20 protein-coding genes are annotated in these 15,143 nt (G+C 37.2%); 5 read left to right on the plus strand and 15 right to left on the minus strand.

The window, feature by feature from the left end:
* Positions 1 to 30: 30 nt before the first annotated feature.
* Complete coding sequence (locus tag MKL32_RS11785) at positions 31 to 213, minus strand: hypothetical protein (protein WP_270900569.1); 183 nt, start codon at positions 211 to 213, stop codon at positions 31 to 33.
* Positions 214 to 305: 92 nt separating this feature from the next.
* Between MKL32_RS11785 and MKL32_RS11790 the strand changes: the two genes are divergently transcribed.
* Positions 306 to 650 (plus strand): helix-turn-helix domain-containing protein, encoded by a 345-nt coding sequence (locus MKL32_RS11790; protein ID WP_270900570.1) that lies wholly within the window; start codon positions 306 to 308, stop codon positions 648 to 650.
* Between the two features lie 12 nt (positions 651 to 662).
* The gene (locus tag MKL32_RS11795) at positions 663 to 1,565 is read left to right on the plus strand and encodes a hypothetical protein (RefSeq protein ID WP_270900571.1); all 903 of its coding nucleotides are present in this window, start codon (positions 663 to 665) and stop codon (positions 1,563 to 1,565) included.
* A gap of 13 nt (positions 1,566 to 1,578) precedes the next feature.
* Here MKL32_RS11795 and MKL32_RS11800 read toward each other — a convergent pair whose 3' ends face one another.
* The 3 genes from MKL32_RS11800 to MKL32_RS11810 all read right to left on the minus strand — a co-directional run bounded on the left by MKL32_RS11800 (position 1,579) and on the right by MKL32_RS11810 (position 2,931).
* A complete protein-coding gene (locus MKL32_RS11800) occupies positions 1,579 to 1,794 on the minus strand; it encodes a hypothetical protein (RefSeq protein WP_270900572.1) in 216 nt (71 codons plus the stop codon).
* Positions 1,795 to 1,912: 118 nt separating this feature from the next.
* Positions 1,913 to 2,734: a Rha family transcriptional regulator gene (locus MKL32_RS11805; RefSeq protein ID WP_270900573.1), complete on the minus strand. Its 822-nt coding sequence runs from the start codon at positions 2,732 to 2,734 to the stop codon at positions 1,913 to 1,915.
* Positions 2,735 to 2,736: 2 nt separating this feature from the next.
* On the minus strand, positions 2,737 to 2,931 hold the full coding sequence (locus MKL32_RS11810; protein ID WP_270900574.1) for a hypothetical protein: 195 nt from the start codon (positions 2,929 to 2,931) through the stop codon (positions 2,737 to 2,739).
* A 317-nt stretch (positions 2,932 to 3,248) separates the two neighbouring features.
* On the opposite strand from MKL32_RS11810, the gene MKL32_RS11815 reads away from it, so the two are divergent.
* From MKL32_RS11815 to MKL32_RS11825, 3 genes are all read left to right on the plus strand, one after another.
* The gene (locus MKL32_RS11815; RefSeq protein ID WP_270900575.1) at positions 3,249 to 4,307 is read left to right on the plus strand and encodes a hypothetical protein; all 1,059 of its coding nucleotides are present in this window, start codon (positions 3,249 to 3,251) and stop codon (positions 4,305 to 4,307) included.
* Positions 4,308 to 4,499: 192 nt separating this feature from the next.
* Positions 4,500 to 5,546 (plus strand): nucleoid-associated protein, encoded by a 1,047-nt coding sequence (locus MKL32_RS11820; protein WP_270900576.1) that lies wholly within the window; start codon positions 4,500 to 4,502, stop codon positions 5,544 to 5,546.
* A 2-nt stretch (positions 5,547 to 5,548) separates the two neighbouring features.
* On the plus strand, positions 5,549 to 6,748 hold the full coding sequence (locus MKL32_RS11825; protein WP_333724624.1) for a hypothetical protein: 1,200 nt from the start codon (positions 5,549 to 5,551) through the stop codon (positions 6,746 to 6,748).
* Positions 6,749 to 6,828: 80 nt separating this feature from the next.
* Here the strand turns inward: MKL32_RS11825 and MKL32_RS11830 are convergent, their stop codons facing one another.
* The 11 genes from MKL32_RS11830 to MKL32_RS11880 all read right to left on the minus strand — a co-directional run.
* Positions 6,829 to 7,065, minus strand: coding sequence for a hypothetical protein (locus MKL32_RS11830; protein WP_151839278.1), 237 nt, complete (start codon positions 7,063 to 7,065; stop codon positions 6,829 to 6,831).
* Positions 7,066 to 7,266, minus strand: coding sequence for a TraR/DksA C4-type zinc finger protein (locus MKL32_RS11835; protein WP_270900578.1), 201 nt, complete (start codon positions 7,264 to 7,266; stop codon positions 7,066 to 7,068).
* Positions 7,259 to 7,510: an ogr/Delta-like zinc finger family protein gene (locus MKL32_RS11840; protein WP_270900579.1), complete on the minus strand. Its 252-nt coding sequence runs from the start codon at positions 7,508 to 7,510 to the stop codon at positions 7,259 to 7,261. Before MKL32_RS11840 ends, MKL32_RS11835 begins: the two co-directional genes overlap by 8 nt.
* Before the next feature lie 152 nt (positions 7,511 to 7,662).
* Positions 7,663 to 8,973 (minus strand): contractile injection system protein, VgrG/Pvc8 family, encoded by a 1,311-nt coding sequence (locus MKL32_RS11845; protein ID WP_270900580.1) that lies wholly within the window; start codon positions 8,971 to 8,973, stop codon positions 7,663 to 7,665.
* Positions 8,973 to 9,413 carry a phage tail protein gene (locus tag MKL32_RS11850; protein WP_270900581.1) on the minus strand — a complete coding sequence of 147 codons (441 nt, stop codon included), beginning with the start codon at positions 9,411 to 9,413 and terminating at the stop codon, positions 8,973 to 8,975. The genes MKL32_RS11845 and MKL32_RS11850 overlap by 1 nt, the downstream gene beginning before the upstream one ends.
* A 6-nt stretch (positions 9,414 to 9,419) precedes the next feature.
* Complete coding sequence (locus tag MKL32_RS11855) at positions 9,420 to 11,876, minus strand: phage tail tape measure protein (protein WP_270900582.1); 2,457 nt, start codon at positions 11,874 to 11,876, stop codon at positions 9,420 to 9,422.
* Between the two features lie 12 nt (positions 11,877 to 11,888).
* The gene (locus tag MKL32_RS11860) at positions 11,889 to 12,035 is read right to left on the minus strand and encodes a GpE family phage tail protein (RefSeq protein ID WP_428855561.1); all 147 of its coding nucleotides are present in this window, start codon (positions 12,033 to 12,035) and stop codon (positions 11,889 to 11,891) included.
* Positions 12,032 to 12,373, minus strand: a complete 342-nt coding sequence (locus tag MKL32_RS11865; protein ID WP_179989995.1) for a phage tail assembly protein — start codon at positions 12,371 to 12,373, stop codon at positions 12,032 to 12,034. The genes MKL32_RS11860 and MKL32_RS11865 overlap by 4 nt, the downstream gene beginning before the upstream one ends.
* A gap of 70 nt (positions 12,374 to 12,443) precedes the next feature.
* Entirely contained in the window at positions 12,444 to 12,959 is a 516-nt protein-coding gene (locus MKL32_RS11870) for a phage major tail tube protein (protein WP_270900583.1), read from the minus strand.
* Positions 12,960 to 12,969: 10 nt separating this feature from the next.
* Complete coding sequence (locus tag MKL32_RS11875; RefSeq protein ID WP_270900584.1) at positions 12,970 to 14,142, minus strand: phage tail sheath protein; 1,173 nt, start codon at positions 14,140 to 14,142, stop codon at positions 12,970 to 12,972.
* Between the two features lie 274 nt (positions 14,143 to 14,416).
* The coding region (locus MKL32_RS11880) for a hypothetical protein (protein ID WP_270900585.1) at positions 14,417 to 15,143 on the minus strand (727 nt) is incomplete at its 5' end.

Below are 15,143 nucleotides of genomic sequence, written 5' to 3' on the forward strand. Positions count from 1 at the left end.
TCATGCATACGAAAATGACTTTGTTTACAATCACTCATCCGTATTTTGGGGTTTAAATGCTGGGTGGTTTTCCAGCAAGAATTGACGGATGAAAACAGCTGGTGCTTTTCTTTGTTGAAAGGCTTCTTTGCGAATAGTTTCAAGTTGATCTTTAGTCCAACGTACCATTGTGGTTTCTGTGTGTTGCTTAGTTTGATCATTTGACTTGTTCATGCGAAAATCACCATTTATAGTTACTTGGCTATACAGTAACTCTAATCTAGTATTATTTATAGTGATATTCAAGTGCTTTTTTAGGAAAAAGTATGAAAAATGATGATTTTTCTAGCCGTGGTAGTCGACTTAGAGATGAGCGGAAACGCTTAGGGATACTTACTCAAGATGAACTTGCTGAAATATTAAACGTAAAAAAGAACTCTATCGTTCGTTATGAAAAGCACAATGCGCCATTAGATACAGATCAGTTGGATCTGTTAGAAGATCATGGCTTTAATATTCCATTTATTCTTTGGGGTACTGTTGATATTAAATCGAGCGATTTATCAGAACAAGAAGCGAGATTGGTTGAACTGTATCGACTAACTAAAGAAGATATGCGCCCTGGGCTTTTGTCTTTGATTGACACATATGCCAAACAATTCAATAAATAAGATCTACAAGAAATGAAATTAACTAACTTTCAAATAAAACTTGCTTGGATAGTTGGGATAGGATCAATCATATGTCTTTGGATTGCTTTCCCTTTTATCTTCAAAACATTATTAAGCTTTTATTCATTTCCAGAAAAATTCAATGAATTTGGTGCATTTGGAGATATTTACGGAAGTTTAAATACATTAATTTCGTCCATTGCATTGTGTGCAGTTGCTTTTTCGACTTGGTTACAGGTGACATCTTTAAAAGAGACTAGAAAAGCAAATAAAGATCAAGTCATACTCGCAAGAGAAGCTCATGATGAACAAATAAAAGAGTCAAGAAATGCTATTTTTACAAGTAAATTCTATTCTCTACTTCAATATAAAGATGCCAAATTAAAACATATCAATTTCACATCGATTGATGAATCTATAAAAAATACTGAAAAGCAGAATATCAGTGGATTTGAGCTTATGGAAACGTTAGCTCATACATTTTATCATGATATTTTGAGATATCATTCAACTAGTTATACAGATTTTAGCCTTGATGAATTACGAAATGATCTAATGAAAGTATCTAGCAAGCATGTTAGTAATTCTATTAGCAGCCTGATATCATTTTTTTATATACATTGTGAAATTGTTAAATTAATCGCAGATGCCGATATTAGTGATTCAGATAAAGAATTTTTTAAAAGTACATTTTATTCAAGTATGTTTCAGACAGAACAAATTTTCTTGTTTTGGATCAGTCCAATGTATGATTTCACAAAAATATTAAAAAAAGGATTTGTGTTTAATCAAATTGGATATGATGAAAACTTAAAAAAATATGCATTAAAATATTACGATGCTTCATTTTTTTCTGACGCAGCTTGGAAAAAGATTTTTGCAGAAAATAGTCAAAACAATGAAACCCAGCCTTAGCTGGGTTTTTTTCTTATTTGGCTTGAACTGCTCTGGATATGTTTCTTACTTGGTGATGTATCGTGTTGATGATTGCTGAAAATTCCTTTTCATTCAGTCGATCATCAACTTTCATTTTAGTCATTGCAAAAAGGAAACTTTCGAGGTTTTCCAAAGGAAATTCAATTTCTTCCAATATTTCTTCAGCCGACATTTTTCTTTGGCTGTTTATGTCTAACGTAGAGTGCATTTCTCCCCCTGTCTATTGATCATGGGCGTATTGTCTTAAAATTCATGTTAAAAATACAGTAGGGTACGACATCTTGTGTCGCTCCACTGTGTTGAACAATCTCAATTTATACAGAAACTTAGCTTGTACCAATCAAATGAGGAAGCTTAGGTCGTGTATCAAATATCCAGCATTTCACGGTTTTCTTCGTGATATTGCTATGCACTGGATGGTTGTGCTGCATGTAGACAGGGAAAGGGCTGCAACTATGCATCAGTATTGATGACAGTTGATTTCGAGGTGGCAGCCCTTCCATAGATTGATAAATTTGCATGAGATTTAGAGCCATAATATTTTGATTACGGCTATGGTTGAGTTTATCCATGCCATAGTTTTGGACTGATACCCAAAAGTCCTCAAGCATTTTGTTTTGTATCAAATTCTTGGATTCTATGGTTAAGCAATTTATCGGTAGGATCTCGCGGCAAAGGTTGGTTTTATTGTGCCAAATGACTTCTGCATTTTTCATATAGCCATTTTGGTCATAAAAGATCTGACTAACTGTGTAAAGTGGCCCACCAGATTTTAACTGAACTATTGCACCCTCATGGATCTGCTGACGAGTTTCCTCATCGTTATATAAAATCGCCAGCATTTGGTTAAAGGTGTTGATGTAGGCTTCTTTGATCTTGGCAGCAGCAGCTCCAGTAAAGCCCATGACCAAGAAAATAAAACCATCTTTGGTCATTTCAAACATTGGACGGTTTTCGCCTTTGGCATCTTTATATTCAACGAGCGTAAAATTGCGCTCGTTGAAATCAGATGAACAATCTAGGTTTTCGAGTTTGCGTAAAACGTCCTTATGTTGCTTCCCAAAAATCTCTGAAACCTTGAGGCTATCTGTTTTGACCTGCTGATCTTGGATAAACACAGCATTATCTAACTGCGCTAATGTCATCATGTTTAAGCCCCCCAAAATAATGTTGAGAAACTTAACCCAGCGACACTGATAAAAATGGCGGTGTCAAAGATGTTCTTCAGTAATTTTTTACGTTTGAGTTGACGCCGGCGTTGTTGGTATGCAGCCAAGTCCTTGATCGGGGAGTGTTCTTTTAGGTTATTTTGAGCGTGTGAATGCGTAGCAGTAAATGTTTTCATTTGCTGATTCCTGTTTGGCAAGTTGTAAACCTGACACCAAAACTTCCTACGGTAATGGTGACAGACTGAACAGGGGTAGGAATACCGTCCAAACAGTAACGGCCAGCCATACAGCTGCCCTGTCCAGCCTGCCAAAGAGCAGCAAAGCTGAATTTTACGCAAAAAAATAGCCCATAGACGGACTTTTTGCGTCTGTTTGAAAAATATTTCAGGTTCCTACGCCTGACCACAGATTTTGCTGTGGTGAAATTAGAGTATCTTAGATACTATTGAAGCGTCAAGACTTTATAATAATTTGTTTTTTGAAGGGGATTGGTGTGAGTGAAACTTTTATTAATAAAGCTGTATCTGAACATACGAAAGAACTGTTTGGTCTTATAAATGAGCGTGATAAAGTAATTAAAAATATTTCAAATCTAATTAACCATCCCATTTGGGATACTGAATTTTTCTCATCTAATGAGAAAGAAGTAATTTTGAATAGACTAGAAACTGTAGAAGTTTTGCTTTTGAAAGAAGAATTAAGTAGTAATACTAAAAATTTTTTTAAGCTACTTGTGTCGCATACTAATTATTTAAATGATGATCTTAATGCATTGTATAAACAAAAAGATAAAGCTGCAGTATCATATATAAATGTAAATAAAAATAATAAGTCCGGAGTTCCTTATATAAGCTCTATTAAAACAAAAATTCCTTATGAGCCAAATCAAAGAGTTTTGCTTACTAGAGTTAAATTTAGTATTGAATCTTTAATGGATGTCGCTAAACAATTTAATCAGTTGTATGAGGCGGTAAATAAGACATTGCCACCTTACTTAGAAGATTTAATGGCTCGAGTGAATGATGAGTTAGTAAGTTTTAGAAGATTAAGGAATATTGCAGATAATGCTAAAACGGAAAATATTTATGATAATGCTGTTACAAAATATCAGGGTTTAGAGAAGATTTATAGAAAATATTTTTATTTTTCAATAGGAATAATTTTAGTTGTTTCTATTTTACTACTTTTTTTAAAAAGTTATTTAGTAACAACTTACTTATCAAACTATGAATTTTGGGCAATTAAAGTTTCCACATTGCTGGTGGGTATTACTCTAATTAGCTATTTTTTAAAACAATCATCACACTATCAACGATTGGCCGATCAAAACTATCAGACTCAAGTTGAACTACAGGCATATCCAAGTTTTATGGAAAGTATTCCCACTGAAGAAGCCGCAAGTGTGCGTAAAGAGCTTGCGCTAAAGTATTTTGGTCGTGAAATTGATGGAACTACACATAAAGATATGAGCAACTTAATTGCTGATCAGATGAAGAGTACCACTGAGATGGTCAAGGCGAGTACGGAAGCTATTAAGAATTTAAAGGGGTAAGAAATGAAAACTTGGGAATGTTGTTATGTTGAGTTCTTGGTTAAGAACTCTGTAATTGTAGAAGAATTACCAAAAGGATATGCGGTATATGTGAAGTATTTTTTAGGAGATTTTTTATTGTGATATAAAGGCAACTTAGTTACTATTGCTCTTTAATATTTAAGAATAATTTTCAAGAAAAGGGTTTGGTGAATGGCAATCCAGCATATTATTGTTCATGAGATTAGACGGGTTAAAGAAGATAAAAAAAGTACAGAAACGTTAATTGCCAAGATTAAAGATACAGAGAATGATTTAAGTTCATTAAGTGGTGAGTTAGCAGCACAATTATTAAAGCTTTTTTCTAGTTCTAGTTTAATGGTTGGACAATTTTCTATAGGGTCAGATGCAGAAAAGAAACCTGCATTTGAACAAGGATTAGAAAATTTCTATTCAGGTGAAAAATGTTTAGACTTTGTTGAAATGACTAGAGAACTTGCCGAGTTTTTTAAAACTTTTCTTGTTAGTAATAAAACTATTACTGGTGGCTTTCTTGTTTTTTTTGAGTTTAAAGGCGATGAACATACCAAATTAGCTGTTGCTGTCATTAATAAATCGAATGCAACTGATATCGATCCCAATCTTGATTTTATTGCCAAGGAAATTTTGGATTTAGATAAGTTACATTTGGGTGCAACAATTAACATTACAGAATGGAGAGATGAATTTGCGGAGCGATATATTCGCTTTAAAAGTGGTCAGTCGGAAGAAGTGACAGAATACTTCCAAAAATTTATTGGCTGTGAAGTTGATAAAAAGGCTGCTGCTGAAGAAACTAAAAAACTGAGAGAAGCAATTGACAAATTCGCTAGCGAGAAGCTAAAACTTTCTCAAGAAGAGGTTGATCAGTATTTATCAGCAGCTTATGAATATATCAATGAGTGTATAAAAAAGGGTGATGATGTTGTTTTGGAAAATATTTCTAAACGTGTTTTTCCAGCAGCCAGTGATGCATTTTTTGAGTTTGCCAGTGATGGGCATAACTTATCAGGCATAATTAAGATTAATACTACAGAATTAAGAACCTTTATGAAATTAAGTAGTAAGCGAAAAGACCTTTCAATTACGTTTTCAAGAGAGCTACTGCACAATAAAATTAATTTTGAAAATGATATACTTAAAATCGATGGTTCATTGCTATCCGAAAGCTTAATTGCGGAGCTTAGAGCTGCATCACCTAAAAACGATCAAGATGAATAGATATGACCATGAATCCAGCACAAATTTATCGTGACATCTTTCTGTCTATGCCCGATAGACAGGAAAGTCGTGACCAATTTGTAAGTTGGATGGAACTTGACTCTACAAAACTAGCTCACTTAAAAACTTTAAATCATTACTCATTAGCTGATGGAAGTTTAAATGTCAAAGTTAATGGTAAATTGGGGACTTCTGGTGTAATTCTTGATCGAATTCAAGATAAACATTTTAATCCCGAATATGTTTTTGAAGTTAAATTAAACAAAACAAATATAAATTTCGGACATGATTTTATTGTTTGTAATAACTGGAATACTGTTCTTAAATACGATCATTATATTAAAAAAACTATCAAGAATATTTTTATGACCGAAAATTCAATTTATTTTGATTCCGGTTCATCTGATCCTAAATATAAAAATTACCTTGCAATTGGTGAGCTATATAAATTTATAAAGTTTTTATCAGTGGAGTCTAATGCTGATACAGATTCTATTTTTTATAATCGTAGTTATAAATTCAAAATTAGAGCTTGTGAAGAAGACCTAAATTATCCAATAGATACGAAAAGCATAGATAAATTTAAACATCAGGACATGCACAGAGAAGCAATTATTAATCTTATGTGTAAAGAAGTAGCGGCTTTTGTCAAAGATCAAACCGAAGATTTTAGATTTAGTTATCTGATTAGAAATATCAATCCTTTGATTACGAATATTAATCATAGTTATCAAAGTTATGTAGAGGATTATACCTTTGATAAGGTGCGTAAAGAGTATAATGAAAAGAAAACAGAATATATTAAAAAGCTAAATGATACCTTTGACTCAGTAGCAACAAAAATGTTTGCCATTCCTGCTGGAATTTGGTTTGCAACTGCCCAAATGAAAGTGATAGGTGAACCTAGTAATTATCTTTTTACTAAGAATTTCATTGTATTAATGACTGTTCTTTGTATGGTGTTGATAATGATACTAAATATTTTAGGACAACGTAGCACAGTCACTCAAATGAATTCTGAATACTCTCAAGTTTTTGACGCACTAAAATCAAAGTTTGAAGAAGAAGAATCTCAAATAAACAAGATTAAAAGTGAAATAGATCAGCGATATAATAAAATTTTAACCAATATTAGTATTTCAGTTATTGTCTGTGTTGCTTTAGCAATTTATACATCAGTACTTTTTTTTCAGAGTATTTAGTACCTGTATCATAAAAGCCCCGTGGGGCTTTTTTTAAGCAAAGTAGTAAAGGAATAATGTAATAGAAATAATAATCCCAATCATGATTCCGATAAGGGTTGGGTATAGCCACATGGATCCACCAGTTCAATTTTAGAGTTATGCTCATTGATTAATTTTTCTAGCTCTAATTTTTCATCTAAAGAAATTGGACCAGCAATCACGACTGTGAGCTGAGAAAGCTTCTTTAAACGAATGAAATGGAAGTCTAGAATTAACCATAAGACTATTAGGAATAATACAAAAAGAACGATGAGAAAAATTGGAAAATTTGTCATTTAAAAGTACCTTTTTGCAAGTTTTTCTTGTGTGTTTTTACATTCAACACAAAGTGTTATGGAACCGTAACGTTGACGTTCTACAGGGATGTCATTACCGCATTCCTCACATTCAGTAAGTGAAGGGCTGCTGTAGTCATTTGGAATCACTTGAACTTGATCCAATTGATTTTGTTGTGCGATATCAAATTTCTTAGACACGTGATACCTGCTTAGCTACTTTAGCTGGGGATTTTGGGAGATTAATTTCAGGATTTGGATTTGATGATGGTGAAAGCTCTGTATCCCAAGTAAGAAATCCTTGAGCTGTAAAGCCACAATGAACATTAGTACATTGTCCATAAAGCCGTTTTAAAAGAGGGTCTACTTGTTCACTGGATCTGATCCACATAGATTCATTGCAATGTGGACATCTATTACTTATTGTTCGTCCTGGTTTAGACATAAATTTGTTTTCTCATGTTAAAGAATACATAACAAATTTATCACAAAATCACTATATATGATGATTTATGTTGAATATATTGCTAAAAATGATTATTTTAAATAAAACCTCTTTATCCTGACTTTACCCCGAGTTAGGATTTTTTTTGCTTATTATTTAAATTTATCTATTTTTTCTTGCTCTCGTTTTACAGCATTATTTGCAGCTTTTTTAGATTTATACACATGGGTTAGTTTTAATGGTTTGCTTTGGTCGCCTGAGGTTAGTTTTAATGATTTTCCACCTTCGCTGTAGTAAGCAATAACTCCAGTATAGTTGGCATAATTCTTTCCAGTACGCTTCTTATTTTTTGCCTGTTCTATTTGTTCTTCAGTTTTTTCTTCTTTGCCTTCAAACAATGTTGATAAATCATCAGCATCTGGAAGTTGTACTTCCAATTCAATTGATGTGGTGAATCCATTGTCATTTAATGTATGGGTGACGTTTGTTCCTAGCCATACAATGTCATCAATTTCAGGTTTTAGGCCAGAAAACTCGAATTCCTGCTCAGGGATTAAAGTTGGATCGCCTTCAGCCAAGCTATAAGTCAATTTTTGAGCACTACGTTTGCAACGATTGTATTCAGCATTTGCAGCTAGTTCGGCAGTGGTTTTATCACGATGCACATAACGGATCTCTTTCGTATTATCATCATTGTCACCGACTACTACATGTAATTTCTTGGCTTTGTTTTCAGTGTAGTAATACGCCTTAACACCAGTGATGTTATCCGTACCTGTACCATTGGTATAGTTATGTTGATCACCCTTGTTCCTGGTAATCTGTACCCGTGGTAGTGCTAAACCTGAAACGGTTTGACTTGCACCGCGTGGTAATAAAATTAAATGCCCATTTTTAACAGTTGCGATCGCATCATTTTCATCTGCAATACGTGTAATCAAATTAGCATCAGATTCATTTTGGGCAATATATTTGATCATTTTCGATGCGAATTTTTCATGAACGATGACTTTCAATTCGTATTCAGCACCCACTTTTTCAAATATTTCTTGAATAGTCTTATCGCTCCAGCTGCGTTCACGCTTTTGTTTTAAACCTTCTGATACATCATTGGCCATTGCAGAAATACTAAGTACATCAGGTGTGCCACGATGGGATGTGGAATCGACTTTGTATTTGCCTTTATCAAATAAACCAGTATTGGACCAGCCTAACCACACCTGAATAATGGCACCTTTGGGTGGAATATTGAGTAACCCATCTGAATCATCTAGTTCTATATCAACTGTGTCAACGACGAGACCACGATTGTCCTTGATGTTGAGTGACATTAAACGTGTGGCCATTTGTGGTGATATGTCTACACCATCAACTTCAACACGAAATATGGGTGTAGGGTATTCCGTCAATTTGTCATATTCATTCATAGCATTATTTGCAATATTTGAAATTTGATTCAGCATTACAAGATCCTACTTAATGCACCAACACCCATACCGACTATGGATCCTAAAATACTAGGCTGCCAGTCTCGAACAATTGTCAGTTTGATTGTGAATTCTGTTTTACGTGCTGCACCATCTTTGAAGAAAAAGGTTTTGCCTTCTTCAAGATCATTAATGATGACTAAGCCATAAATCTTGCCTGTGCCTTCAATGAGGGTATAGGCTTTGCCGGTATCTCCCATTTGACGAACTATGTCTAGGGTATTTCTGCTGCCAGTAATTTCGTGGTAGATCACACCCTGCAAGGTGATCGTATCTTCACCTTTACCAATAAATTGATATGCTGGTGCAGCACCAACACGGCTATTGGATGGATGTCGCCAGTTGGTGACACGTTTTAATTCTTGATATGAAGCAGTTTGTAAAGAAAACACGAACATACCTAGCGCCATCATCATGTGTCATTACTCCGTGTCGGTTAAAAATTTACGTTTTGCATTCTGTTCTTCTTGCGCAACACGACGTAATTCATGACGTAATGCTTCAGCTGAACCTTTTACAAATGAGCCTTCTTTGGCTTGAATGGTGATGTTGATGGTGTCATTGCTGACAAATGACTTTGCAGAGCCATTACCTATTGAAATAGGTTTAACAGGTTTGGTTTTAACAGCAGTATCTACCACACCTTGAGTCGCTGTTGTTGTAGCTGCAATAGGTAGGTTATTGGCGGATGCAATACCGTTGGCCATACCTTGCATGGTATAGCCACCAATACCCATGAATACACGTGAAGGGGAATGAATACCTAGAATGCCCTTGGCTTTATCAATCACGCCACTGACAGCACCTGTGATGGCATCTTTGACGGCATTGACTTTGGATAAAATACCGTTCTTGAGCCCTTCTAAGATCATGGCACCAAAGCCGGTAAACTTCGCTGGAAGATCCACACCAAACCATGACAGTACTTTTGCAAATGCTGAATAGAACAGCCCGATTGGACTCCAATTAATGATCAGTGCTGAAATGCCTTTAATGCCACCATTGAATGCCGTTTTGATGGTATTCCAAATACCGACAAAGAATGCTGAGATCGGGGCCCAGTTTTTATAAATCAGCAGGGCAGCACCAGCAATGGCAAGGACAATCCATGTAATTGGGTTGGTCAGTAACGCCATGCTCATACCTTTAGCAGCTAATGCGACAACACCAAATGCGCGACCAACCAACATCATTGGACCAAAGACTGCAATTAAGCCAATGGATAGGGCAGACAATCCACCGACAATGGCTATAGCACCTACAGCTATTTTGACTAATCCTGATGAAAGACCAGGATTCGCCTGTGACCATTTTTGAACTGAACCCATAACACCATTAAAACTACCCAGCATTGAATTAATGCCTGGTAATAAAACATTACCAATCGTGATGCCTAAGGCTGCCATCGCTTGTTGTGCCAATTTAATGTTATTGGCTGTTGTCGCAGCTCGAGCAGCATATTCAGCTTCCATAGATCCAGCATATTTCTTTGAATCTGAAACAGCATTCAAATTCTTTGTAAGAGTGTCTAGGCCTTGTGAATACTGCATAACAACTGGTAAGGCTTCTGATCCAAATAGTTCATTTGTAATAGATACTTGCTTTTCTTTTGGTAATTTCTTAATTGCTTGTAGTACGACTGCAATCGTGCCTTCAGCATCTTTTTGCATGTTCTTTGCAACTTCACCTGATTTCAGGCCAAGTTCATCAAATGCTGCAATTTGTCCTTTGGTTGCTGACTCTCCTTTGGTTAATGCCAGGATAATATTTTTGATACCAGTAGCAGCCACATCAGGTTCAACAGCTGTTAGAGAAGCAGCCATAGCAGCAATACTGCTGGATGCAAAACCACCGACTTCACCTAAAGCACCAATACGCTGAACGACTTCCATGATCTTGTCAGCCTTGTTTGGCGAGGTATTACCCAAATAGTTAATTTGGTCAGCCAATGCAATCACTTGAGGTTGTGTCAACTTAAATGCTGCTCGCATTTCAGCCATGCTTTGACCTGCCTGATCTGCGGTGATGTCAAACGCTACCCCCATTTTCACGGCAGATTCGGCAAAGCCAAGTAGTTCATTTTTAGCTATACCAGACTGAGCACCTGCAGCAACAATGGTTGCAATATCTTTGGCAGCCATTGGCAAGCGTGTAGTCATTTCAATAATCTGATCTGACATTACTTTATAAGCTGGTGTTACTTTGCCTGTTTCGTCTTTTAGGCCGTCCACAACTTTGGCTACATCTGCCATCGCTGATTCAAAATCTATAGAAATTTTAACTGGTACTGCTAATGCAGCAGCACCAGCTCCAGCAATAATTAATCCTTTCTGAGCTAATTCATTCGCCTTTGTCATACGGGCCTGCATTTTTTCATAATTCTTTTGAGCAGTTTCGTGTTTACTTAGGGCTTCTTTTTGTTTATTCAGTTCCATGGTGGTTAAATGAATCTTATTTTTAAGATCTGATTCACTTTCAGCCAAATTATGCATTTGTATGCTAGAAGCATATAGTTCTCTAGTTAATCCCGACATTTCGTCTGCAGTACCTTTTTGAACTGATTTTAGTCTGCGGATTCCTTGTTCTAAATTAAACAGCTTTTTGGTTTGTTCTTCTGTTAGTTCACCTAGTTTTGACTGTTCTTTTAATAGTTTATGTTCATTTCTGTATTTGGCTAATTTGTCACTTGCATCATCTAACTTTTTTTGAAGTTGGTGAAAACTATCAATTTTTCTTTGGGTTGCTTCAAAACCTTTCAATTCTGAATTGGTTTTCTTTAAGGCATCTGCCATCGATTTTGAGCCACCAATGATGGTTTTAATGGGTCCAGATACTTTGTCTGTAGCATTGAATAGGACTTCTAATTTTAGTTTTGACATTGGTGGACTCGATTACACGTTGGTTTGGTGACGTTTTAGCGCAAGGTGATGCCATTTGCTTAATTCGATTATGTCCATGTCATCGTATGCGCTCGGTGGCCAGTGGAATATGCAGGCAATGTTTGCAATTGCTTCATCTACCTCATCGACCAGTTTTATTGTTGTTCCTCTTTGATCGCTTTCTGCAGATCCTTCGGGTACAAAAAAGTGACCAAGTGACCTCCAAGTTGAGCAAAGTCAACTGGATCTAGTTCAAGCACTTGCTGTGGTGTTAATGCAGGTGTGGTGACACGTGGTAAAACTTTGATTAATGCGTTTACGTCGTGCTGATAGATGGCTTGTAAACTGACACCACTTAATGCTTTGACATTTGGTTTGCGGATGGTGATTTCAGTAATGGTATTGCCACCAAATTGAATTGGTTGCTCAAGCTGAACAGTTTCTTGGTTCGGGTTTTGAATCAGTTGCTGATTTAATTCTTGATCTTGAGTATTCATGTCGCATTCCTAAAAGAGACAAATTAAAAAAACCTTGCACAAAACGTTGTTCATGCAAGGGTAGGAAAACTTATAATCCGATTGCTTTACGTTGTGCTGCGAGACGGTCTTTGCCATCTACAACTTCTTTGAAGCCAAGCACGTCAATTTCGATTTCAACTTTGCCGTTGACTGTGAGTTTGTAATAAGCACAGTTGGTCACGACTTTGTGTTCAGTGTCTTCACCTGGTTCAGAGTCACCGCCATCGATTTCTTCATGACGACCACGAACCACGACTTCCACTGCATCGACTTCGCCTGTGTCATCACGTTGATAAGCACCAGCAAAACGCATATAAACACCGTCAACTTTTTCAAGACCGAATTGACGCAATGTCAGCAGGTCTAAACCACCAAAAGTCGATTCAAGTACAAGACCATCATCGCCCATGCCCATATCAATTTTTAATGGAGCATTCATACCGCCACCGCGATAGTCTTCCATTTTGCGTGTGAGCTTCGGCAATACGACCGTTTTGATTTGCCCTAGATAACTTTCACCTTCGTTAAATAGGTTCATATTTTTGAGTTTAAGAGGAAGGCTCATGCATCAACTCCTATGCAGTGATCGTTGAAGCGAAGTCAGCCAAATAGCTGTCTGTAATACGCTGACGGAAGGTGAGGTCTTCAAGCGGTGGCACTGGGGTATAGTCATAGTCGATATACAATTTGCCGGCTTTGAGCGTGTCTTTTGAGTTCAGCTCTGGGTCATACCAGGCATCGCCACCCATCAGATAGCCTAGGCGTGTCCATTCACGTTGTTTGGCTTTGATGCCTTCCAACATATCGTTGACCAATGAACCGTGCATTGGTTTATCAATGGCCCACATGTGTGCTTCTGCAATCGTGTCAGCCATGATCTGTGCTGTACGTGTGTAGTTTTCAAAAGCAAAGAGTGGGTCATCTGAACAGGTACGTGAGCCCCAGAAACGGAAGCCGTCATGCTGAATCAGTGTGGTGATTTCGTTGCTGTTGAGATAGCCAGCATCGGTTGCAGGGTCTTGAAGGTCCCAAGTCACATCAGCATCGATACCAGTTACACCGTTCACCGCTACGTTTGATAGGGTTTTATGCCAACCGATTTCGTTGTCGATCTTGGCACGTAAGCCCATCGCAACTGCAACTGCAGGTACAGTTTCGGTTTGTGCTGTATCGACATTGAATGCCACGAAGTTTGGCCAAATCACCATGAGTTCACGCGCTGCAAACGCATCACGATAGGCAACGACTTCTTCTTTGGTTTTGCATCCCCAAGCATAGACATAGGCAAAGGCACGAAGTTTTTGTGCAATGGTTGCAAGTTCAGTGGCAACGGCTTGAGTATCTAAACCTGGTGCACCAATGATGCGTGGCTGTACGCCTAGTTTTGCTTTCGCTAATAGCAATGCTTTTGCACCGGTATATTTACCAGTGGCATCTACGGTACCAATGACGTTTGCTGTTTGTGCTGCTTCATCTTCAGCAGCTGCAACACGTACCACGACGCAGATTGAATTGGCTTGGTTGGCCATGGCTTGCAGTGCTGTTTTTAGAGTGCCGTTGGTACCGGCTTTTGCAACTGCAGCTTGGGTGTTGGTAATGAGCACTGGCGTATTCAATGGGAAAACGGTTGCATCTGCATCTTCTGCAGTAGCAATGAGTCCTTGAACAGCAGTGGCAATGGTTCGGATCGGACGTGTACCTTCGTTGATTTCAACGACACGCAGTCCGTGGTGGTATGAATCTGCCATAAAAAAGCCTGTTTATTGAGGTTTTATTTCAACAAACAGGCTTGCATAGCTTTGTTATTTAGTTAAGTTTTGGCAGTTGTAAAAATGCCTTAATACAAATAGTCTGTAATCTGGTTAGTTTTCAGATCACAGGCTTACAAATTGTTTGATCAATTTCATTGAGTTGCAGTTGTTAAAAGTAAATTTACAACTTAACTGATATGCATATTGATGCTTAGTTTAAAACCCCACGATTTAAGCGTGGGGTTTTGTAAGAGGGGATGTTACAAATAAATTAGGAGCTTGAGGCTATTGATGAAAACTCTGACATCGGATACCAATACGTTGCATCACAAAAAAGATGTACAGTTGTTTTGGGTTTTAGAATCATGTTCACTATTCCATCTTCAAAAACTCCGATGAGCTTGACATTGTTTTGGGATGATAGATTGCGAATAAAAAGCGTCCTGTATGCATTCGAACTGGCACCAGGCAAATTGAGTAGCATAAGATCCGTTGATGGAGTAACGAGAACAACTACAGCTTCCTGATCGATTGTTTGTGCACTATTGAAGAATTTATACGAATACCTTAAACCTTCCCAAGCCCCAGCTTTATTGACTGCAGTTATAAATGTTCCATCAATCGTCGTATGAGCAAATGAATATTGGCCTGCACCGCGACTCAAGAAGCCGACATTCTGATCATGCGAAATAAAACCATAGGAGCCTCCAACAACGATATGGCCAACATTAACGGGATTGCTCACATATGTTCCAGTACTGCATGAGTCGTAAAGATATAATCCCGTCTGATATTTCCCGCGCGCCTGAAATGCTGCACTGACTTGATTTGTACCTCCACTCCAGACGTCATAGCCATATCCAGCACCATCACGTCCAGTATTATTGAATAAACCGAGTTCAAAACCTGCAAAACTTTTTGCATCAGCATCTGGGCCAAGTGTCACATTGGTATTTTGTCCCCAAATCTTAGTATTAGGTACAAACTTGACCTCTGAA

The organism is Acinetobacter sp. AOR34_HL (assembly GCF_027854795.1).
GTDB classification, from domain to species: Bacteria; Pseudomonadota; Gammaproteobacteria; order Pseudomonadales; family Moraxellaceae; genus Acinetobacter; species Acinetobacter junii.